The organism is Micromonospora sp. KLBMP9576, from assembly GCF_050941805.1.
Lineage (GTDB): Bacteria > Actinomycetota > Actinomycetes > Mycobacteriales > Micromonosporaceae > Micromonospora.
In genome coordinates this window covers 3,865,324-3,885,770 of sequence record NZ_CP194567.1, presented here as the reverse complement: position 1 = coordinate 3,885,770, position 20,447 = coordinate 3,865,324, and the positions used below count along the sequence as shown (strand labels likewise).

General features: G+C 72.2%; 14 protein-coding genes. 11 read left to right on the top strand and 3 right to left on the bottom strand.

The window, feature by feature from the left end; translation table 11 throughout:
- Nucleotides 1–12: 12 nt before the first annotated feature.
- The 3 genes from ACQ452_RS17115 (at nucleotide 13) to ACQ452_RS17105 (ending at nucleotide 3,800) form a co-directional block, all read left to right on the top strand.
- Nucleotides 13–441 carry a Fur family transcriptional regulator gene (locus tag ACQ452_RS17115; RefSeq protein WP_433385622.1) on the top strand — a complete coding sequence of 143 codons (429 nt, stop codon included), beginning with the start codon at nucleotides 13–15 and terminating at the stop codon, nucleotides 439–441.
- Between the two features lie 23 nt (nucleotides 442–464).
- Nucleotides 465–2,741: a catalase/peroxidase HPI gene (katG, locus tag ACQ452_RS17110; protein WP_433385619.1), complete on the top strand. Its 2,277-nt coding sequence runs from the start codon at nucleotides 465–467 to the stop codon at nucleotides 2,739–2,741.
- Between the two features lie 150 nt (nucleotides 2,742–2,891).
- Nucleotides 2,892–3,800 carry a hypothetical protein gene (locus ACQ452_RS17105; RefSeq protein ID WP_433385616.1) on the top strand — a complete coding sequence of 303 codons (909 nt, stop codon included), beginning with the start codon at nucleotides 2,892–2,894 and terminating at the stop codon, nucleotides 3,798–3,800.
- A gap of 93 nt (nucleotides 3,801–3,893) precedes the next feature.
- Here ACQ452_RS17105 and ACQ452_RS17100 read toward each other — a convergent pair whose 3' ends face one another.
- Entirely contained in the window at nucleotides 3,894–5,603 is a 1,710-nt protein-coding gene (locus ACQ452_RS17100) for an exo-alpha-sialidase (RefSeq protein ID WP_433385613.1), read from the bottom strand.
- 795 nt (nucleotides 5,604–6,398) lie between these two features.
- Nucleotides 6,399–7,130: a FadR/GntR family transcriptional regulator gene (locus ACQ452_RS17095; protein ID WP_433385610.1), complete on the bottom strand. Its 732-nt coding sequence runs from the start codon at nucleotides 7,128–7,130 to the stop codon at nucleotides 6,399–6,401.
- Nucleotides 7,131–7,442: 312 nt separating this feature from the next.
- Here ACQ452_RS17095 and ACQ452_RS17090 point away from each other — a divergent pair, with 312 nt between their 5' ends.
- The 8 genes from ACQ452_RS17090 to ACQ452_RS17055 all read left to right on the top strand — a co-directional run bounded on the left by ACQ452_RS17090 (nucleotide 7,443) and on the right by ACQ452_RS17055 (nucleotide 16,609).
- Nucleotides 7,443–8,891, top strand: a complete 1,449-nt coding sequence (locus ACQ452_RS17090) for an ABC transporter substrate-binding protein (protein WP_433385607.1) — start codon at nucleotides 7,443–7,445, stop codon at nucleotides 8,889–8,891.
- Nucleotides 8,892–8,997: 106 nt separating this feature from the next.
- Entirely contained in the window at nucleotides 8,998–9,954 is a 957-nt protein-coding gene (locus ACQ452_RS17085; protein ID WP_433385604.1) for an ABC transporter permease, read from the top strand.
- Nucleotides 9,954–11,912: a dipeptide/oligopeptide/nickel ABC transporter permease/ATP-binding protein gene (locus tag ACQ452_RS17080; RefSeq protein ID WP_433385601.1), complete on the top strand. Its 1,959-nt coding sequence runs from the start codon at nucleotides 9,954–9,956 to the stop codon at nucleotides 11,910–11,912. The genes ACQ452_RS17085 and ACQ452_RS17080 overlap by 1 nt, the downstream gene beginning before the upstream one ends.
- A complete protein-coding gene (locus ACQ452_RS17075; RefSeq protein WP_433385598.1) occupies nucleotides 11,909–12,982 on the top strand; it encodes an oligopeptide/dipeptide ABC transporter ATP-binding protein in 1,074 nt (357 codons plus the stop codon). The genes ACQ452_RS17080 and ACQ452_RS17075 overlap by 4 nt, the downstream gene beginning before the upstream one ends.
- Nucleotides 12,979–13,917, top strand: a complete 939-nt coding sequence (locus tag ACQ452_RS17070; RefSeq protein ID WP_433385595.1) for a dihydrodipicolinate synthase family protein — start codon at nucleotides 12,979–12,981, stop codon at nucleotides 13,915–13,917. The genes ACQ452_RS17075 and ACQ452_RS17070 overlap by 4 nt, the downstream gene beginning before the upstream one ends.
- 2 nt (nucleotides 13,918–13,919) lie before the next feature.
- Nucleotides 13,920–14,870, top strand: a complete 951-nt coding sequence (locus ACQ452_RS17065) for an ROK family protein (RefSeq protein WP_433385592.1) — start codon at nucleotides 13,920–13,922, stop codon at nucleotides 14,868–14,870.
- Nucleotides 14,867–15,547 carry an N-acetylmannosamine-6-phosphate 2-epimerase gene (locus ACQ452_RS17060; RefSeq protein ID WP_433385589.1) on the top strand — a complete coding sequence of 227 codons (681 nt, stop codon included), beginning with the start codon at nucleotides 14,867–14,869 and terminating at the stop codon, nucleotides 15,545–15,547. Before ACQ452_RS17065 ends, ACQ452_RS17060 begins: the two co-directional genes overlap by 4 nt.
- A gap of 99 nt (nucleotides 15,548–15,646) precedes the next feature.
- On the top strand, nucleotides 15,647–16,609 hold the full coding sequence (locus ACQ452_RS17055; protein WP_433385586.1) for an acetylxylan esterase: 963 nt from the start codon (nucleotides 15,647–15,649) through the stop codon (nucleotides 16,607–16,609).
- Between the two features lie 141 nt (nucleotides 16,610–16,750).
- Here the strand turns inward: ACQ452_RS17055 and ACQ452_RS17050 are convergent, their stop codons facing one another.
- Nucleotides 16,751–20,302 (bottom strand): NACHT domain-containing protein, encoded by a 3,552-nt coding sequence (locus ACQ452_RS17050; protein ID WP_433385583.1) that lies wholly within the window; start codon nucleotides 20,300–20,302, stop codon nucleotides 16,751–16,753.
- Nucleotides 20,303–20,447: the final 145 nt, after the last annotated feature.

The following is a 20,447-nucleotide window of genomic DNA, read 5'->3' as shown; positions in this document are numbered from 1 at the left end:
TAGGTTGATCACATGCCGCCGGACTTCGAGACCCAGCTCCGGGCGGCCTCGTTACGCGTGACGCGGCCCCGGTTGGCGGTGCTCGCCGCGCTGCGCGACCATCCGCACGTCGACACCGACACGGTGATCGCGCTGGTGCGGGCGGCGCAACCCACCGTCTCCCACCAGGCGGTCTACGACGTGCTGCGGGCGCTCACCGACGCCGGTCTGGTGCGGCGCATCCAGCCCTCCGGTGCGACCGCCCGCTACGAGACCCGGGTGGGGGACAACCACCACCATGTCGTGTGCCGCTCCTGTGGCGCGATCGCCGACGTCGACTGCGCCGTCGGCCACGCTCCCTGTCTCACCGCCTCCGACGACCAGGGCTTCGTGGTCGACGAGGCGGAGGTCGTCTACTGGGCCACCTGCGCCGACTGTGCGACCGCACGCAACTCCCAGTGATCCGCCAGTTCGAGAGGATTTAGATGAGCGACACCCAGGACAACGCCTTCTCCAGCGCCCAGGGCGTGGACAAGAAGGCGGCGGCCGGCTGCCCGGTAGCGCACGACTCCGTGACCGCGCACGGCAGCGAGAGCGAGAACCCGGCGATCGACTCGCCGACCCCGAAGACCGGAGGTCGTCCGCGCACCAACCGGGACTGGTGGCCCAACCAGATCGACCTCTCGGTGTTGCACGCCCACTCGTCGAAGGCCAATCCGCTGGGGGAGGGCTTCAGCTACGCCAGGGAGTTCGCCAAGCTCGACGTCGAGGCCCTCAAGCGGGACATCGTCGAGGTCCTGACCACCTCGCAGGACTGGTGGCCGGCCGACTTCGGCCACTACGGCGGCCTCATGATCCGGATGAGCTGGCACTCCGCCGGCACCTACCGCATCCACGACGGGCGCGGTGGCGCCGGCGACGGCGGGCAGCGCTTCGCCCCGCTCAACAGCTGGCCGGACAACGCCAACCTCGACAAGGCCCGCCGGCTGCTGTGGCCGGTCAAGCAGAAGTACGGCCAGCAGATCTCGTGGGCCGACCTGATCGTGCTCGCCGGCAACGTCTCCCTGGAGTCGATGGGCTTCAAGACCTTCGGCTTCGGCTTCGGTCGGGAGGACGTCTGGGAGCCCGAGGAGATCTTCTGGGGCCCGGAGGACACCTGGCTCGGCGACGAGCGTTACGTCTCCGAGAAGGAGATGGCGCCGGAGGTCGGCGCGACCGAGATGGGCCTGATCTACGTCAACCCGGAGGGCCCCAACGGTAATGCGGACCCGCTCGCGGCGGCCCACTTCATCCGCGAGACCTTCGCCCGGATGGCGATGAACGACGAGGAGACCGTCGCCCTCATCGCCGGTGGCCACACCTTCGGCAAGACCCACGGCGCCGGCGTCGCCGACAACCACGTGGGCCCCGAGCCCGAGGCCGCCCCGCTGGAGGCGCAGGGCCTGGGCTGGTTGAGCACCTACGGCAGCGGCAGGGGCGGGGACACGATCACCAGCGGTCTCGAGGTGACGTGGACCGACGTGCCGACGCAGTGGAGCAACCGCTTCTTCGAGATCCTCTTCGGCCACGAGTGGGAACTCGCCACGAGCCCCGGTGGTGCCAAGCAGTGGGTCGCCAAGGACGCCGAGGCGATCATCCCGGACGCCCACGACCCGTCGAAGAAGCACAAGCCGACGATGCTCACGACCGACCTGTCGCTGCGCGTCGACCCGGCGTACGAGAAGATCTCGCGGCGCTTCCTCGAGCACCCCGACGAGTTCGCGCTGGCGTTCGCGAAGGCCTGGTACAAGCTGCTGCACCGCGACATGGGTCCGGTCAGCCGCTTCCTCGGGCCGTGGGTCGCGGAGCCCCAGCTGTGGCAGGACCCGGTGCCGGCCGTCGACCACCCGCTCGTGGGTGACGCCGACGTCGCCGCCCTCAAGGCGAAGGTCCTCGAGACCGGCCTGACGACCGCGCAGCTCGTCTCCACCGCCTGGGCCTCGGCTGCCAGCTACCGCTCGACCGACAAGCGGGGGGGCGCCAACGGCGCGCGGATCCGGCTGGAGCCGCAGCGCGGCTGGGAGGTCAACCAGCCCGAGCAGCTCGCGACGGTCCTGGAGACCCTCGAGGGCATCCAGCGGGAGTTCAACGCCGCCGGCGGCGCGAAGATCTCGCTCGCGGACCTGATCGTGCTGGCCGGCTCGGCCGCCGTCGAGAAGGCGGCGCGCGACGCCGGCGTCGAGGTGAGCGTGCCGTTCCACCCGGGTCGCACGGACGCCAGCCAGGAGCAGACCGACGTCGAGTCCTTCCGGGTCCTCGAGCCGCGCGCCGACGGGTTCCGCAACTACCTGCGGGCGGGCGACAAGACCCAGCCGGAGGTGCTGCTCCTCGACCGGGCCTACATGCTCAACCTGACCGCGCCCGAGATGACCGTGCTCGTCGGCGGCCTGCGTTCCCTCGGGGCCAACGTCGGCGGTACGCCCCACGGCGTGCTCACCGACCGGCCCGGCGTGCTCACCAACGACTTCTTCGCCAACCTGCTCTCCCCGGGCACGCGGTGGAAGGCGTCGGAGTCCGACGAGCACGTGTACGAGATCCGGGACCTGGCCACCGACGAGGTGAAGTGGACGGCCACCGCGGTCGACCTGATCTTCGGCTCCAACTCCCAGCTCCGGGCCGTCGCGGAGGTCTACGCCAGCCAGGACGCGCGGGGCAGGTTCGTGGCCGACTTCGTCGCGGCCTGGACCAAGGTCATGGAACTCGACCGGTTCGATCTCGCCTGATCCGACGACGCACGACGGGCCCCGGTCGATCCGCCAGCGATCGACCGGGGCCCGTCGCGTGATCGGCGCCGACGCGGCCCGGCGAGCCGGCCCGCGCCGGCGCCCCGTACGGGCTGATTTCCCCCCAAGAGCCCGTGCGATGATTGCCCGATGGGGAAGCAGCAGGACGTCGGCGGGCCCGACCGTCACACCGGGTCAGGTGCCACCGCCCACCGCGCGAGCGGTGACGGCGTCGAGGCGAGGCTCGCCCTCGCGCTGGATCCCGCGACGCCACAGATGACCCTCATCGACCTGGCGTCCGACGCGTCGGTCGAGGTCCGTAAGGCGGTCGCGGCCCGGGCCGACGCACCCGCGCAGGCGCTGCGACCGCTGGCGCGCGACCACGATCGTCAGGTCCGGGAGGTCGTCGCGCGAAACCCCTCGACCTCCGTCGGCAACCTGCTGCGTCTGGTGAAGGACGCCGACCGGTGGGTCCGGTGGGCGGTCGCCGGCAACCCGGCCTGCGACGAGTCGGTCCGCCTGGTGATGGCGGAGACGACCGACAAGGAACTGCGCGGCCTGCTCGCGGAGTCGCGGGACCTGGAGCCGGAGCTGGCCGCCAGGCTGATCGAGGACGTCTCGCCCGAGGTGCGGGAGCGACTCGCCACCCACACCCACGACCCCGACGTGATCACCGCCCTGATGGCCGACCGCACCGCGCGCGTCCGCAAGGGGCTCGCCCGCAACCCGCGTACGACCGACGAGCAGCGCAGCGCGTTGTCGGAGGACCCGGTGGTCGACGTCCGGGTCGCGCTGGTCCGCGCGGTCGAGCTGGACGAGGCGGATCTGGAGCGCCTGCTGGACGACCGTTCGGTGCAGGTCCGACTGGCGATGGCGACGTCCGAGCACGTCCCGGAGCACATCCGGCAGGCCCTCGGGCGCGATTCCGACGAGATGGTCGCCGACGCGGCACGGGACCCCCGCCCCGGGTCCGGCAACTCCCCGGCGCGCCGGGCCTCGCACGTCGGTCACCGCCGGCCGGGGGCCGGCCCGGGTCGACCGGGCGGCCCCGCGCGCTGAGGCCGGCGGCACGCCTGCCATAGCCGGTCATCGACCGGGTGGTCCCGGCCCGGTGCCGCGGTGCGGCATCCGGACCGGGGACGCACGGTCTGCTCAGGCTGCCTTGACCCAGTCGAGGGTGAAGCGGGCGAAGTGGATGCCCCCGGCGTTGCCGACCTCGTACAGGTTGCCGATCTTTCCGTCGGAGAGCACGGCCATCGTCGAGTAGCCCGCGCCGCCCGGCTTGAGCAGTGCCCGGGCCGGCCAGCTTGCGCCGTCGTCGGTGGAGAGCCGGACGGTCAGGTCGTTGCGCGCGGTCGGGTGCGCGTTGTTGCTGAACAGCGCCGTACGGGTGCGCACCGGCGCCCCGTTAGCGCCCACCTGCGACGGGCGCAGGTAGGACAGCTCGTCGGCGTTGCAGAGCGGATCGGTCAGTGCCGCGCTGGCCGTCGCCGCGCCGAACGTGGCGCCGCCGTCGGTGGACGTGGCGTAGAACCGGCTGCGGGTGCCGTTGTGGCGCATGTTCTGCACGACCGCTCCGGTCCCGCGCTCGATCGCCTTGCTCTCGTTGATGTTTCCGCCGGCGGATCCGCCGCGTCGCCACGTCACGCCGTGGTCGTCGCTGTAGATGTTGCCGGCGTGGCTGGTGCCCGCCGCGTCCCGGTAGGCGATCGGCTGGACCAGGCGTCCGGTGCTGGTCTGGATGCCGTGACCGGAGGAGAAGAACACCTGCCGCCAGGCCGGATCCTTGATCGCCGGGTTCAGCTCCACCGGGGCGCTCCAGGTGGCGCCGTCGTCCCTGCTGGTGATGTACCGCAGGTGCATGCTGTTCGGGTCGTCCGCGGTGTTGAGACCGGAGCCGCCCGACCAGAAGCTGATGCCGGGCCTGGGGGAGTAGGTGAAGAAGCAGTAGAGGGTCCCGGTGGCGCGGTCCACCAGCATGCTGGGATCGCCCACCCCCTCGCTGGTGGTGGCGGGGGCGTGGATGACGCGAGGCTGTTCGAAGCTGCGCCCGCCGTCGGTGCTGCGGATCATGACGATCTGGATGTTGTTGGTGCCGCCGCCGAGGTCGTAGGAGCCGTCGATCCGTGCGTCGGCGACGGCGACGACGGTGCCGTTGTTGGTGACGGCCATGCCCGGGATGCGGACCGAGGCGGCGGTGCCGTCGTAGCGGCCACCTGCCCCGTTGAGGTTGCGGATGACGGTCTGCGTGCTCAGCAGCGTCGTGACGGTCATCTGCGGCGTCCCGGCGGCCATGTCGCACGAGGTGGTGCCCCGCAGCGTGGTGTCGAAGCCCGCGGCGGTGACCCGCAGGGTGTACGGGGTGCCGGCGCCGACCGTCCAGTAGTGCAGGAAGTTGCCGCCGGCGGCGACCGTGCGGGTCCACGGGGAACCGGTGCGTCCGGGCCACGCGACGGTGAAGTCCCGGGCGGCCGTCGTGCGGTTCTCCAGCGCGAGCTGGAGGCGACCGGCGGTGCAGTCGAAGCTGGTGAGGGCGCTCATGCCCGTGCCGCAGTGGAAGATCCCGGCGGAGGTGTCGTCCAGTCCGGTCGGGGTGGTCGTCCGGAGCGTGTACGGCGTGCCGGCCGTCAGGGTCCAGTACAGCTCGGTGCTGCCGCCGGCGGCGACCGTCCGGGTCCACGGGGAGTTGGTCCGGCCGGGCCAGGTGACCGTGAACGTCTGTGTCGTGGTGCTGCGGTTGTCGAGCTGCAGGTTGAGCCGGCCGGTCGTGCAGTCGGCGCCGACCGTCGCGCTCACACCGGCGGGGGCGGCGTGGGCCGGCGTGGCGGGCAGGAGCGTGGCCAGGCCGAGGACGGCCGCCACGGCGGCCAGCATTCGGCGCGGTATTGCTCGGGCAGAAGACACGGGGTTCCTTCCGGGGGGCGGGGCGGGGGATCGACATCCGACGCAGCCATAAGACGTCGGATGTCCGATCTCTCGACGCTAGGGCGTGCCGCGCCGGCCGTCAAGAGATCGATGGGTGGTCACGCGCCAACGCCGTCGCGGGTCGCGCGGAACGGTCCGGACGCGAGGGGCGTCGGCCCGGTGAATGGTCCGGGCCGCGGGAGGGACGGTCGCGATGGTCCGTGCCGCGGGAGGGACGGTCGCGATGGTCCGGGCCACGGGAGGGATCGGTCACGGGGGACGGTCACGGGTCGTCAGGCGCAAAGTGCGGCAGGCGCGGGGCGTCGACGCGACACAAAGGACGGCCTGCGCGCGAGGCGCGGTTGCGACACAAGGTGCGGCCTGGGCGCGGGACGCGATCGGGACACAAGGGACCGTCGGCGCGCGGGGCGTGGTCGGGACGCGAGTGGCGGTCTAGCGCGAGGAGAGGTCTGGCCTGGGGGCAAGTTCTGCCCAGGAGGTCCGGTCGCGGGGGATCCGACACAAAGGACGGTCCGGACCCGCGGGATGGCCCGGACACGCGGGACGGCGGACGCGAGGGACGGTCCGGCGAGCGGGGCGGGTGTCGGGGGCGGCCGGGCCGAGGGTCGGCGAGAGGGCCTCGACCGGTGGGCGGCGTGGCGTCGTCGAGGCCGAACCCCGTCGCCGGGGGGCGTACTCCTAAACGGGTGGACCCCCGTGCGGCGTCGGGCTCGGGCCGGCCTCGCGGCCGGCTCAGGGGCGTGCGACGCGTGCGATGCTCGCCCGGATGGGCGCGTAGTGATCGGCGATGGCGGAGCGCAGTTCCCCCGCGTCGCCGGCGACGACGGCGTCCACGATGGTCCGGTGTCGCTGGGCGGTGATCACCCGGTCCTCCGGCTCGGTGCGCAGCGTGGGGGCCACGATGGCCTGGACCTGCCAGAACGCCTCGGTCAGTTGGAGGATCAGGTCGTTGCCCAGCGGCTCCATCAGCTTCAGGTGGAACGCCCGGTCGACCTCGAGGAAGTCCTTGCCCTGGGCGGCCAGGTTCTCCATCTCGTCGGCGAGCGCGGAGAGCTGCGCCCGGTGCTCGTCGTCGAGGGCGCCGATGGCCTCGGCCGCGAGCCCCTGCTCCAGGGTCTGCCGGACGTCGACGACCTGCCCCAGCACGTGGTGGTCCTCCTCGCCGCTCAGCAGGCCGCGGAAGGTCAGGCTCTCCACGAGGGCGTTGAGGGACATGCGGCCGACGAAGGTCCCGTGGCCGTGTCGTACCTCGACGATGTCGAGGGCGGAGAGGATCTTGACCGCCTCGCGGACGCTGGAGCGGCTGGCACCCACCGCCTCGCACAGCTCCAGCTCGGTGGGCAGGAGATTGCCCGGCTTGAGGCGGTTGCGCAGGATGTATTCCTTGATCCGGGTCGCGACCTCCTGCCGGCGGGGACCTGGGCGCTCCGTGCCGCGTAGCGGACTCGCGTCAATGGTCGTCATCTGCCCCTTGCCCTTCCCTCACGGATCTGCGACGCTCAGCCTATCGCCATCAGACGTCAGACGTCATACCCGTAACATCGATTCCCCGGCGCGAGCGGTCACGCGAGCGCATCAAGAGCCTATGGAGGCATCTCCGTGAGCACCACCGGTAAGCCGTTGCGGAGCCGGCGCGTCCCCCCGCGCCGGGTCCGCTCTCTAGCCATCGCTTCCGCCGCAGTGAGCCTGACGCTCGGGCTGACGGCTTGCAGTGGCGGCCCCGCCTCGACCAACGCTGTCGGAGACGGTAAGGGAGGGAAATCGATCGAGACCACGTTGGCGTTCACCCTCTCCAGCGGGTTCGATCCCGCGAACGCCTCCTCGGCGGTCGCGACGGCGGTCAACCAGCACATCTTCGAAGGTCTCGTGGATCTTGACCCGGTTACCCGGGAACCCTACCGCGCGTTGGCCAAGGAAGACCCGACGGCCAGCGCCGACGGGCTCACGTACACCGTGTCGCTGCGCGACGGCGCGAAGTTCTCCGACGGCACCCCGGTCACCGCCGAGGACGTCGCCTGGTCCTTCACCCGGGTCCTCGAGCCGGCGGATCCCAAGGCCCCGCCGCTGATGCAGGGCTTCGTCTCGTTCATCGACTCGGTCAGCGCCAAGGACGCGGCGACCGTCGAGTTCAAGCTGAAGTACCCGTTCGCCCTGTTCGCCGAGCGGATCTCGGTCATCAAGATCCTGCCCAAGGCGAAGACCGCGGACGCTGCGGCGGCGAAGGCCTTCGACACGGCGCCGATCGGCTCCGGCCCGTTCAAGATGGACAGCGCGTCCAAGGAATCGGGCATCAAGCTCAGCAAGAACCCGAACTACGCCGGTCCCCGCCCCGCAAAGGTGGAGACGATGACGTGGAACACCACGAGCGAGGCGTCGGCCCGGGTGTCGGATCTGCAGGGCGGCCGGGTGCAGGCCATCGAGTCGGTGCCGTACCTGAACGTCGACTCGCTCAAGGACAAGTACACCGTCGACGTGAAGCAGGCCTTCAACCAGGTCTTCCTCATGTTCAACAACGCGGCGGCGCCGTTCGACGACACCCGGGTGCGGCAGGCGCTGCACTACGGCATCGACAAGGACGCGGTCATCAAGACGGCGCTCAACGGCTACGGCAGCCCGGCGACGAGCTACCTCGACGAGGGCAACAAGGACTACCAGAAGGCCGCCACGGTCTACGACTACAACCCCGAGAAGGCCAGGACGCTGCTCGCCGAGGCCGGGGTGAAGAACCTGACGTTCCAGCTCGACACCACGGACAACTCCGTGGTCAAGGACGTCGCGCCGCTGGTCATCGAGCAGTGGAAGAAGATCGGCGTCACCGCCAGCCTCAACACGGTGCCCTCCTCGGCCATCTACGGCGACATCGTTCCGAAGGACACCTTCCGGGTGCTGATGGCCACCGGGGATCCCAGCGTCTTCGGCGTCGACACCGACCTGCTGATGCGTTGGTTCTACTACGGCGAAACCTGGCCGGGGCAGCGTTACCGGTGGAGCGCGGCGGACCGCAAGGCCATGGGCGACCTGCTCGACAAGGCGGCGAAGACCTCCGACGAGGCGACCCGCAAGACGCTGTGGAAGCAGGCCCTGGACAAGGTGGCCGGCGAGGTTCCCCTGTACCCGATCCTGCACACCAAGGTCGTCACCGCGTACGACCCCGCGAAGCTCTCCGACTTCTCGGGCGCGGGGACCACCGGCCTGTACTTCCTGGGCTCCAGCCGAAAGGGCTGAGCCCCGCCTCGGGGGCCCCGGACCCCGGCCCCTACACGTCCCGCCCAGCCCTCCGTCCCTCGGGCCGGGCGGGACGTCCCGGCGCCCTCGACGAAAGAAAGACACCATGCTGAGCGTTCTGAGCCTGGTCGCGCGACGACTCCTGACCCTGATACCCCTCGTGCTGGGTATCACGATCTTCGTCTTCGTGATCATGCAGTTCTCACCGATCGATCCCGCGCTGTCCGTCCTCGGCGACCAGGCGACCCCCGGGCAGGTGGCCGCGTTCAAGGCCGCCAACGGGCTCGACGACCCGCTGCCCCTGCGGTACCTGCACTTCCTGGGCGACCTGCTCCGGGGCGATCTGGGGATGACCTTCCCGCCGTCCGTCCCGGTCGCCGACAAGATCGCCACCGCGCTGCCGCTGACGATCCAGCTGACGACCCTCGGAATCGTCGGCGCGCTGGTCATCGCGTTGGCCCTCGGCATCACCGCGGCGCTGTACCGGGACCGCTGGCCCGACCAGGTCATCCGGTTCGTGTCGATGGCCGGGATCGCCATGCCGTCGTTCTGGCTGGCCCTCCTGCTCATCCAGGAGCTGTCGGTCCGCCGCCCCGTCTTCCCGACCGGCGGGTACGTCAACCCCGGCGACTCGTTCTCGCTCTGGCTGCAGTCCCTCGCCATGCCCGCGCTGGCGCTCGCCGTGCCGGTCGGCTGCTCGCTGGCCCGAATCGTGCGGACATCGATGGTCGAGGAACTCGACAAGGACTACGTACGCACCGCCATCGGCGCCGGGCTGCCGCCCCGCGTGGTGGTCGGACGTAACGTGCTGCGCAACGCGCTCGTCAACCCGCTCACCGTGCTGGGCCTGCGGATCGGCTACCTGCTGGGGGGCACGGTCGTCATCGAGGCCATCTTCTCGCTGCCCGGTATGGGCACCCAGATCATGAGCGCGGTGCAGCAGAACGACACCGCCCTCGCACAGGGGACCGTGCTGACGATCGCCATCTGCTTCGTCTTCGTGAACATGGTCGTCGACATCCTCTACCTCTTCGCCAACCCTCGACTGCGCGGAGCACACTGATGCGTCGAACACTCACCGCCCGGCTGTCGGCTCCCGGCATCGCCTTCAAACGGCTCGGTGTCACGGCCCGGATCGCACTGAGCTTCGTCCTGCTCATCGTCCTGGTGGGCATCCTCGCGCCCCTGCTCCTGCGGCACGACCCCGCGCAGGCCGGGCTCGGTCCCGCGCTCACCGGCCCCAACGGCGACTACTGGTTCGGCCTGGACAAGCTCGGACGCGACGTGTTCTCGCGGCTGGTCGCCGGAACCCGACGCTCGTTGATCGTGGGCTTCGGCAGCGCCGGCATCGCCCTGGTGGTCGGCGCGATCCTGGGCGCGCTGGCGGGAACCAGCCGGCCCGCGGTCGACGAGGTGGTGATGCGTGGCCTCGACGTCGTCATGGCGTTCCCCACCATCGTGCTCTCCGCCCTGCTGATCATCTCCTTCGGCAAGAACAGCCTGCTGGTCCTCGTCGTCGCGATCGGCTTCGTCTTCGTCCCCTCGATCGCGCGTGTCGTCCGTGCCAACGTGCTCTCGCAGTACCGGGAGGACTACGTCGCCGCCGAACGGATCATCGGCGCCCGACGACCGCACATCCTCTGGCGGCACGTCCTGCGCAACTGCGCCGCCCCGATCCTCGTCTTCGTCACCGTCATGGTGGCCGACGCGATCGTGTTCGAGGCGTCCCTCTCCTTCATCGGGGGCGGGCTGGCCCCTCAGGAGGCGGCCTCCTCGTGGGGCTCGGTCATCGCCTTCGGCAAGGAGATGGTCCAGATCGGTGGCTGGTGGGCCACGTTCTTCCCCGGCCTGCTGATCCTGCTGACCGTGCTCGCCCTGAACGTGCTCTCCGAGGGCATGTCCGACGCCTGGGCCGCCCCGGCGGCGCGGCGCGCCACCGCGACGAAGGCCGGCGACGCACAGGAGGAGGCTCAGCCCGGCTCCGGTGAAATGGTGCAGCTGCCCGGCCTGGCCGAGGCCGCGCAGCGACTGCGCGAGCGCGCCCGTCCGCTCCCGCAGGGTGCGCCCGTCCTCGAGGTCCGGAACCTGTCGATCGGTTTCGAGGGACGCCACCGGGGCGTCGACATCGTCGACGACCTGACCTTCGATGTCCGCCCCGGTGAGGTGCTGGGCCTGGTGGGCGAGTCCGGCTCGGGCAAGTCCCTGACCTCACTCGCGGTGATGGGCCTGCTGCCGCAGGGCGCCCGGGTCCGCGGCGAGGTTCGCTTCGCGGGCACCGACCTGCTGACGGTGGGCACCAAACGTCGTCGTGCCCTGATGGGGCGCGAGATCGCGATGGTCTACCAGGACGCGCTCTCGGCCCTGAACCCCTCACTGCGCATCGGCCCTCAGCTCGCCCAGATGATCAGCCGTGGTGGCACCCGGTCCGCCGAGGAGCTGATGGAACTGGTGGGCCTGGACGCGCGGCGCACCCTGTCCGCGTACCCGCATGAGCTCTCCGGCGGGCAGCGGCAGCGTGTGGTGATCGCGATGGCGCTGTCCCGGGACCCGCGCCTGATCATCGCCGACGAGCCGACCACCGCCCTCGACGTCACGGTCCAGGCGCAGGTCATGGAGCTGCTGCTGCGGCTGCGCGGCCAGCTCGGCTTCGCCCTGATCCTGGTCAGCCACGACCTGGCACTTGTCAGCGACGTCGCGGACCGCGTCGTGGTGATGTACGGCGGGCAGATCGTCGAGAGCGGTGTCACCGCCGACGTGGTCGGGGCGCCGGCGCACCACTACGCCCGGGGTCTCCTCGGCTCCGTCCTCTCCCTCGAAGCCGGCGCGGAGCGGCTCACCCAGATCCGTGGTGTGGTGCCGTCACCGGCCGACTTCCCGGCGGGATGCCGGTTCGCTGACCGCTGCCCCATGGTGACCGAGGTGTGCCGGACGGAAACGCCCCGCCTGGAGGGCGTCGCCGCCCACCGGCACGCCTGTCACCACCCGGCCGTCACCGTCAGGGAAGAGGAGTTGGCCCGATGAGTGCGACAGCCCCGCGCGACCCGATCGTCGAGCTGCGCGACGTCCACGTGGTCCACCGCGCCCGCGGGGGCGGCATGTTCGGCCGCGAGCGGGTCTACGCCCTCACCGGCACGGACCTGACCGTGTGTGCCGGCGAGACCATCGGGGTCGTCGGTGAGTCCGGCTGCGGCAAGTCCACCATGGCCAAGGTGCTGGTGGGCCTGCAACGGCCGACGAGCGGCACGGTCGCCTTCGGCGGCAAGGACGTCTGGTCGATGAACGCGTCGGAACGACGGCAGCACATCGGTGCCGGCGTCGGCATGATCTTCCAGGATCCGGCCACCTCGCTGAACCGGCGGATGCCGGTCCGCGACATCCTGCGTGATCCGCTCGACGTGCACCGCCGCGGCACCCGCGAGGAGCGTGAGGAGCGGATCCAGGAGCTGATGGCCCTGGTGGGGCTGCCCCGGTCGGTCGCCGACGTGCTGCCGAGCCAGCTCTCCGGCGGCCAACGTCAGCGGGTGTCCATCGCGCGTGCCCTGGCCCTGGAACCGGGTCTGGTCATCGCCGACGAGCCCACCAGCGCCCTCGACGTGTCGGTGCGGGCGCAGATCCTCAACCTGCTCCTGGATCTCAAGGAGCGCCTGAACCTGGCCATGGTCTTCGTCTCACACGACATCCAGACGGTCAAGCGGATCAGTGACCGCGTGGTCACGATGTACCTCGGCCGGATCGTGGAGCAGACACCCGCCGCCGGGCTCCCCGAGGTCGCACAGCACCCGTACACCCGGGCGCTGTTCTCCGCCACGCCGGGGCTGCTCTCGCCGCTCGACCCGATCCCGCTCGTCGGCCCCGTGCCCCTTGCCACCCGGCCGCCCAGTGGCTGCCCGTTCCGTACGCGGTGCTGGAAGGCCACCGACGTGTGCGCCACCGAGATGCCGTCAGCCGAGGCGGGCGCCGGCGGTGCCGGCTCCCACGAGTTCCGGTGCCACCACCCCGTGCCGGCCGGATCCAGCAACGCAGAGCTGGTCGAACTGGCCAAGGCGGCGACGGGCCGTACCACCCCCCTACATGTCGAGGAGACAGCGTGACCACCCCAGCCCCGCCGATCACCGGAGTCGTGCCGCCGGTCGTCACCCCCCTGACCGAGGAGGGCACGGTCGACGTCCGCTCCCTGGAGCGGCTCGTCGAGCGGCTGCTGGCCGCCGGCGTCGACGGCATCTTCGCGCTCGGCAGCTCGGGCGAGACCGTCTTCCTCACCGACAGCCAGCGGGACCAGGCTCTCGAGACGATCGTGAAGACGGTCGGGGGCAGCGTGCCCGTCATCGCCGGCTGCATCGAGCCGACCACCGGTCGGGTCCTCGACCGCGCCGAGGCGTCGACGAAACTCGGCGCCGAGGGCCTGGTGGCGACCGCCCCCTTCTACGCCATCGTCGGCCCGCACGAGACCGAGCGGCACTTCCGGTCGATCGCCGCCGCCGTCCAGCTTCCCCTCTTCGCGTACGACATTCCCGTCTGCGTGCACACCAAGCTCTCCACGGACCTGCTGACCCGACTGGCGGTGGAGGGGGTCCTCGCGGGCGTCAAGGATTCCAGCGGGGACGACGTCGCCTTCCGTCAGCTGGCGTTGGCGATCGCGGAACGCGCGCCGGGCACCGGCTTCAGCCTGCTGACCGGGCACGAGGTGGTCGTGGACGCGATGATGCTCGCCGGCGCCGCCGGCTGCGTGCCCGGTCTGGGCAACGTGGACCCGGCGGGCTACGTGCGACTGCACCGGGCCTGCGTCGACGGCGACTGGGACACCGCCCGGCGCGAGCAGGACCGCCTGACCCGGCTGTTCCGCATCGTGGACGCGGCCGATCCCGCGACGGCGGCCGGAGCGACCAGGGGCGTGGGCGCGTTCAAGACCGCCCTGGCCCTGCTCGGTGTCATCGACAGCAACGCCGTGTCACTTCCGCTGCGGCCCCTCGACGCCGACGAGACGGCCCGCGTGCGTACCCACCTGGAAACGGCGGGGCTGCTCTGAGCATGGCCGAGGCAGACACGCCCCGAGCCGACGCCGACGAGACGGTCGCCGCGCTCGACATCGGGGGCACCAAGACGACCGCCGCCCTGGTGACACGGCGGGGGGTGGTGCTCGACCGGGTCACCGCCCCGACCCCCGGCCGGGCCGGCGCGACCGCCGTCCTCGACACCGCCGCCGACCTCGTGCGCCAACTGAGGGCGCGGGCGGCGGGAACGCGCGTCCGGGCCCTCGGGGTCGGCAGCGCCGGGGTCGTCGACAGCCGGACGGGCCGGGTGCTCTCGGCCACCGACGTGCTGACCGGCTGGGCCGGCACCGACCTGACCGGGCGGCTGCGACAACTGCTGGGTCTGCCCGTCGCCGTCGTCAACGACGTGCACGCGCACGCCCTCGGCGAGGCGCGCCACGGCGCCGCGACCGGGCACGACACGGTGCTCTACGTCGCCGTGGGCACCGGCGTCGGCGCCTCGTTCGTCGCCGGCGACCGCGTGCTCGCCGGCGCCCACAGCGCGGCCGGGCACGCCGGGCACCAGCCCTCCCCGTACGCCGGGTCGCTGCCCTGCACCTGCGGGGGACGGGGGCATCTCGAAGCGATCGCCGCCGGACCCGCCCTCGCCGGCGAGTACGCGCGCCGCAGCGGCCAGCCGGTCGCCGACCTGCGGGCCGTGGCCGCGCGCGCCGACGGCGGCGACGAGACGGCCAGGGAGGTCGTCCTGCTGGGCGGGGCCGCCGTCGGTTCGGCCGTCGGCGGGCTGGTCAACGTGCTCGACCCCCACGCCGTGGTGATCGGCGGCGGGGTCACCGGCCTCGGCGGGCCCTGGTGGGGGGCCCTCCGGGACGCCGTGCGCCGGGAGGCGTTGCCCGTCCTGGCCGACGTGCCCGTCCTGGCCTCGGCCCTCGGTGCGGACGCCCCACTGCTCGGCGCCGCCTCACTCGCCTGGAAGGACGCGGAATGAACGCGCTGATCGAGCGGCTCCGGCACCGCCTGGTGGTCTCCTGCCAGGCCTACCCCGGTGAGCCGATGCGCGACCCCGACACGATGCGTCGGGTCGCCCTCGCGGCCGTCGAGGGGGGAGCCGCCGGCATCCGCGCCCAGGGGCTGGCGGACATCGCGGCCATCCGGGACGCGGTCGACCTGCCGCTGATCGGGCTCTGGAAGGACGGGGACGACGACGTCTTCATCACCCCCACGCTCGAGCACGCGCTGGCCGTGGCCCGGGCCGGCGCGCACATCGTGGCGCTGGACGGCACCTGCCGACCGCGACCCGACGGCCGGAGCCTCGGCGACACCGTCGCCGCCGTCCACGAGCAGACCGGTGCCCTGGTGATGGCCGACTGCGCCACCCTGGAGGAGGGGATCGCCGCCGCCGGGGCCGGCGCCGACCTCGTCGGCACCACCCTGGCCGGCTACACGGCGTACACCAGCAAGCAACCCGGCCCGGACCTGGACCTGGTCGCGCGGCTCGCCCGCGCCGTCGACGTGCCGGTGGTCGCGGAGGGCCGGATCCACACCCCCGCGCAGGCGGCGCAGGCGCTGCGGGCCGGCGCGTTCGCGGTCGTGGTGGGCACCGCCATCACCCACCCCACTACCATCACCGGCTGGTTCGCCTCGGCGATGGCCGACGCCGGCTAGCCGGCGAGGCGGCCCCGGTGCCGCGGCGATCCGCTCCTGGGTCGCCGCGCCACCCGACCCACCGACACCCGACCATCCTGTTGTCACGGAGGCCATGCTGTGGCTCTGAGCGATCTCACCCTCGCCGACTGCTGGGCGTACCGGCCCGACCTGGCCGTCCCCGCCGACCTGGGTGCCTTCTGGGCGCGGACGCTGGGCGCCGACGAACCCGGCCCGGCGGTGTACGAGCCCGTCGACACCGGGCTCACCCAGATCCGCACCCACTCGGTCACCGTCCCCGGCTACGGCGGCGAGCCCGTGCACGGCTGGTTGCACCTGCCCGCGAACGCCACCGGCCCGCTGCCCTGCGTGGTCGAGTACCTCGGCTACGGCCGTGGTCGAGGGCTGCCCCACGAGAAGCTGTTCTGGGCCGCGGCGGGCTTCGCCCACCTAGTCATGGACACCCGGGGCCAGGGCTGGAGCGCGGCGCCCGGCGCCACCGCCGACCCGCACCGCTATCCGGCGGGCACCGTGCCCGGCTTCCTCACCCGCGGCGTCACCGACCCGGAGGACTTCTACTACCGCAGGCTGATCGCCGACGCCGTGCGCTTCGCCGGTGCCGCGCGGGAGCATCCCGCCGTCGACGCGCAGCGGGTCGCCGTCACCGGCGTCAGCCAGGGCGGCGGGCTCGCCCTGGCGGTGGCGGCGCTGTTCCCGGGCGTGGCGGCGGCCATGCCCGACGTGCCCTTCCTGTGCGACTTCCGGCGCGGCGTACAGGTCGCCTCCCGTGGCCCCTACGGCGAGATCGTCCAGTACCTCAAGCTGCACCGCGACCGGGTCGACCGGGTGTTCGACACGTTGTCCTACTTCGACGCCGCCGTGCTCGCGCCCCGCGCGAGCGCACCCGCGCTGTTCTCCATCGCGATGATGGACCAGGTCTGCCCGCCCTCGACCTGCTTCGCCGCCTACCACCGCTACGGCGGCGACAAGGAACTGCGGGTGTACGAGTTCAACGACCACGAGGGCGGCGAGGCCGAGCAGCAGCTCGAACAGCTGGCCTGGCTGCGTAAGGTCCTGGGCTGAGCCACGCGGCGCGAGCCGTGGCGGTGGACCCGGCCGCCGCGCGACTACGTGGCCGGGGCCTGCGTGACCCGGAACTGGCTGGCCGGCGCGGCGTCCCTCCCCGTGATGGGATGCCCGACGTCGCGCCGACCGGCACCGGCTTCACCCGGTGTCGAAGTCCGACGGGTCGTACGGCCGGTCGTAGAGATCAGGGAACGGGTCGTGGTCGACCGACAGCGGTGCCCGGGCCGCCCGCAGCAGCTGCGTGACCGCCTCGTCCGACACGCCGTGCACGCCGCCGGTCATGCTGACGTGCTCGAGCCTCGGCAGGCCGTGCAGGCCCGAGATGTCGGTAAGCGAGGTGCACCGGTCGAGCGTGACCCGGCGCAGGTGTCGTGCCCCCTCGAGGAAGTCGAGGTTCCAGATGCCGGCCCCGCTGAGGTCCAGCGTCTCGAGCGACCGGCACTCCCGCAGGGCGGCAGCCGTCCGCAGGTTGGTGGCACCGGTGACGCGCAGCTCGGCGAGGCGGGGCAGCGAGCCGATCAGCGCGATCGAGTCCAGCTCCGTCGCGCCGTCGACCGCGAGGTGCCGCAGGTCGCGCAGCGCAGCCAGCCGGGCGAGAGCCGCTGTGGTCGTACGGCCGGACAGGCGCACCGACGTCAGGCCCGGCGGTAGCTGCGGCAGCGCCGCGCCGTCGGCCAGCCGCAGTTCGAGGCGCCGCAGCCCGCCGCAGGTGGCGAGCCCGGTCGCGTCGGCGACCCCCGGGGCGGTCCGCGCCCGCAGGGTGCGCAGTTCCGGCAGATTGGTGCAGATGTCGAGCGAGGCGAGGTCGCAGTCCGTGACCGACAGGGTGGTGAGGGCCGACAGCCCGGCGAGCACGGCGAAGTCCGCCACCGCGAGGGCGCCGTCGAGGCAGAGGACCCGCAGCCCGGCGAGCCCGCCGACCGGCGTGAGGTCGGCGATCTCCGGGCACTCGTCGAGGTACAGCTCGCGCAGCGCCGGCAGGCCGGCGACGGCGGAGACCTCGGCGAGGTGCGGATTGCGGCTGAGGTTGAGCCGGCGGAGCCGGGTCAGGGTCGCGACGCCGGCCGCGGAGCGCAGACTCGGCAGCCGCTGGGCGTCGAGGTCGCGCAGTCCGCGCAGCGGCGAGATGAACGACAGATCGGGCCGGCCGAGGTCGGTCGTCACCCGGGCCGCACGCAGGGTGGGCACGGATGCGGCGGCGGTCACCTGCTCCTGGGTGCCCAGCGGCACCAGCCGTTGGGAGAGGTCGATCCTGCCCAGCACCCGGGCGGCGTAGGCGGACGGTTCGAAGTAGCCCCAGCTGTCGACGAACACCTGGGTGACCTCGCGACCGCGCGCCGACTGGCTGTGCCGCGCGATCGTGGCCAACGCCTCCGGCCCGCCGATCTGCGCCGCCGCGGCGACGCACGCCTCGACCACCGCCGCAGACATCCCGTCGTGGACGTCGAGCCACGGCAGCAGCGCCTCCCCGAGGCCGGGCAGCAGTTCGGCTTCCGCCACCGAGCGCGGTGGCAGCACCGCCGACACCGCCTGGCGTGCCGCGGCCGCGACGTCGGGATCGACCTGCCCGGCGGCGGTGACGCACTCCGCGACCAGCAGGAGGATCTCGCGGTGCGAGGCGGTGCCCGGCTCGGCCGCCGCCAGCAGCCGCCGGACCAGCCGCGTCGCGAAGTTTCGTTGCCCGGCCGTGCCGGCGGCGAAGGCGAGCACCCGGCGCCAGTCCTGGGACTCGACGTTGCGCAGCAGCCCTTCGACGTCGCCGCGGTAGCCGAACGCCCGGCCGGTCAGGAACTCCTGGATCGACCGGTGCACGAAGTGGCCCTGATTGTGACCGACGCGCTGGAACACCACGCTGCGGTCGAGGAAGTGGTCGAGCACCTCACCGCCCGACATGCGGACGGCGACCATGCCCCTCAGCTCGGCGTCGAGCACCTCCAGCGCCGTCGGCTCGGTGATGTTGGCGGCGATCCCCGTGTCGAACCCGCCGCGCAGCTCGATCAGCCGCGCCAACGGCCGGAGGCGGACCGTCGCCTTCGACCGGACGGTCATGAAGGCGGCGAGCGACTGCAACAGCAGCAGCTTCTCCCGGGCGGCGAGCTGGAACTCGCCCTGCGGCACCTGCTTGCCGCGCTCGCGGAGATCGACGAGGGTCGTGACCACCTGGTCGTACAGGTCGACGCGGCTGTCCGGCGCCGCGCCGGAGAGCCGGTTGGCGTACAGGGCGCTCAGCATCGCGCAGAGCAGCGGGGTCCTGCTCAGGTCGATGACGTTGCGGTTGGTGCGCAGGTCGGCCAGGAGGTGGTCGCGGCGCTCGACGTACTTGGCCCGGTCCTCGGGCGAGCTCGCGCTGAGCAACGCCGTGAACCACCGGCGTACGCACTCCCGGGCCTCGTCCGGCGTGGTCTCGAGAAGGCTGAGCTGCTGGAACCCGTGCGCCGCGAACCGCGCGTAGTCGATGTTGTCGGGTCGGGACGTGACGACGTAGTGGGCGGCGGGATGGGCGGCGACGACCTTCTCCATCCACGCCATGGTCGGGCTGACGTCGTGCGGCGCCAACTCGTCGAGCCCGTCGAAGACGACGAGGGCGCGGCCGGTGTCGAGCTTCTTCTGGATCCAACCGACCAGCTCCGCCCGGCCGCGGTGCGCCGAGGCCCGCACCATGCTCCCGTACGACGGGCCGGCGCCCCCGCTGTGCACGTGGCGCAGCTGGACGACGACCGGCACGCAGTCCTGCAGGTGCGAGAGCGTCGCGGGGAGCCGCTGCTCGGCCAGTGTGATCGCGAGCCACTGGGTGATCGTCGTCTTGCCCGATCCCGCGACGCCGGTGAGCAGGAGGCGGACGCCGTCGGTGCCGCGTGCCAGGGCGGCCTTGACGGCGCGGCCCAGCGTCGCGTCGACCTTCAGGGGGTCCCGGTCGGCGCTCTCGGGGCCGCCGGGGGTGCCCGACGGCGCGCGCGGCGGCGTCGACCGCAGCCGCATGTACGCGACGCGTACCGGCTGCCGACGCAGTTCGGCCGGCAGGTTGAGGCCGATCAGCTCGGAGTACTTGTATTCGGTGACGATGTCCGTGCGGTATGCGGCCTCCAGCCGGCTCTCCTCCGGCAACGCGTCGGCGCGGTACTGCGGCAGGACGATGTTGGCGATCGCCGCCTCGAGCATGAAGTCGAGCTTGCGAGTGGTGATGTAGGTTTCCCAGACCACCTCGCTGTCGAACCCGGGCAGGTCGCGGACCATGCCGACGACGTACGCGCACGCCTCGCGGAGGAAGATCTCGCCGTACCGGACGGCGGCGTCGCCGAGCTGCGCCCGCCGCCACGCGTGTCGTGCCGCCGGGCGGAGCTGGTCGTACAGGACCTCCTCGGTGACCGCGTCCCGGACGAATCCCTCCACTGTGGGATCGGCCGCCTTCAACGCCGCGACGACGCCCTCCACCGCGAGGTCGCGCTCCGCCTCGTCGAGCGAGGGGAACTCGACCGCCTCGATCCGTTCGAGGCGCAACGCTATGTGGTCGGCCGCCTCCTCGAGGCGTCGCGGCAGGGCCCGGGCGGCCCGGCTGTTCTGGTCGAGGCCCGTGATGGCGGAACTGATGTCGCGGATCGCGTCGATCCGGTCGGCCGAACTCGGAAACAGCAGCTTGAACGCGGAGAAGACGATCGAGTTCGCGAGACCGTCCTGACGCGGTGTGGTCACCAGTTCCCCCTCGCCGGATGGCGGCGTCTCCGTTGTACCAACCGGCCGCCACGCGGACAATCGGGCGACCGGCCCCGCGGTGCGCACACACCCGGTGCGGGAGATCGCCGGGCCTGTTGCGCCGTCTGGTGGCGCTGCGGTGGCG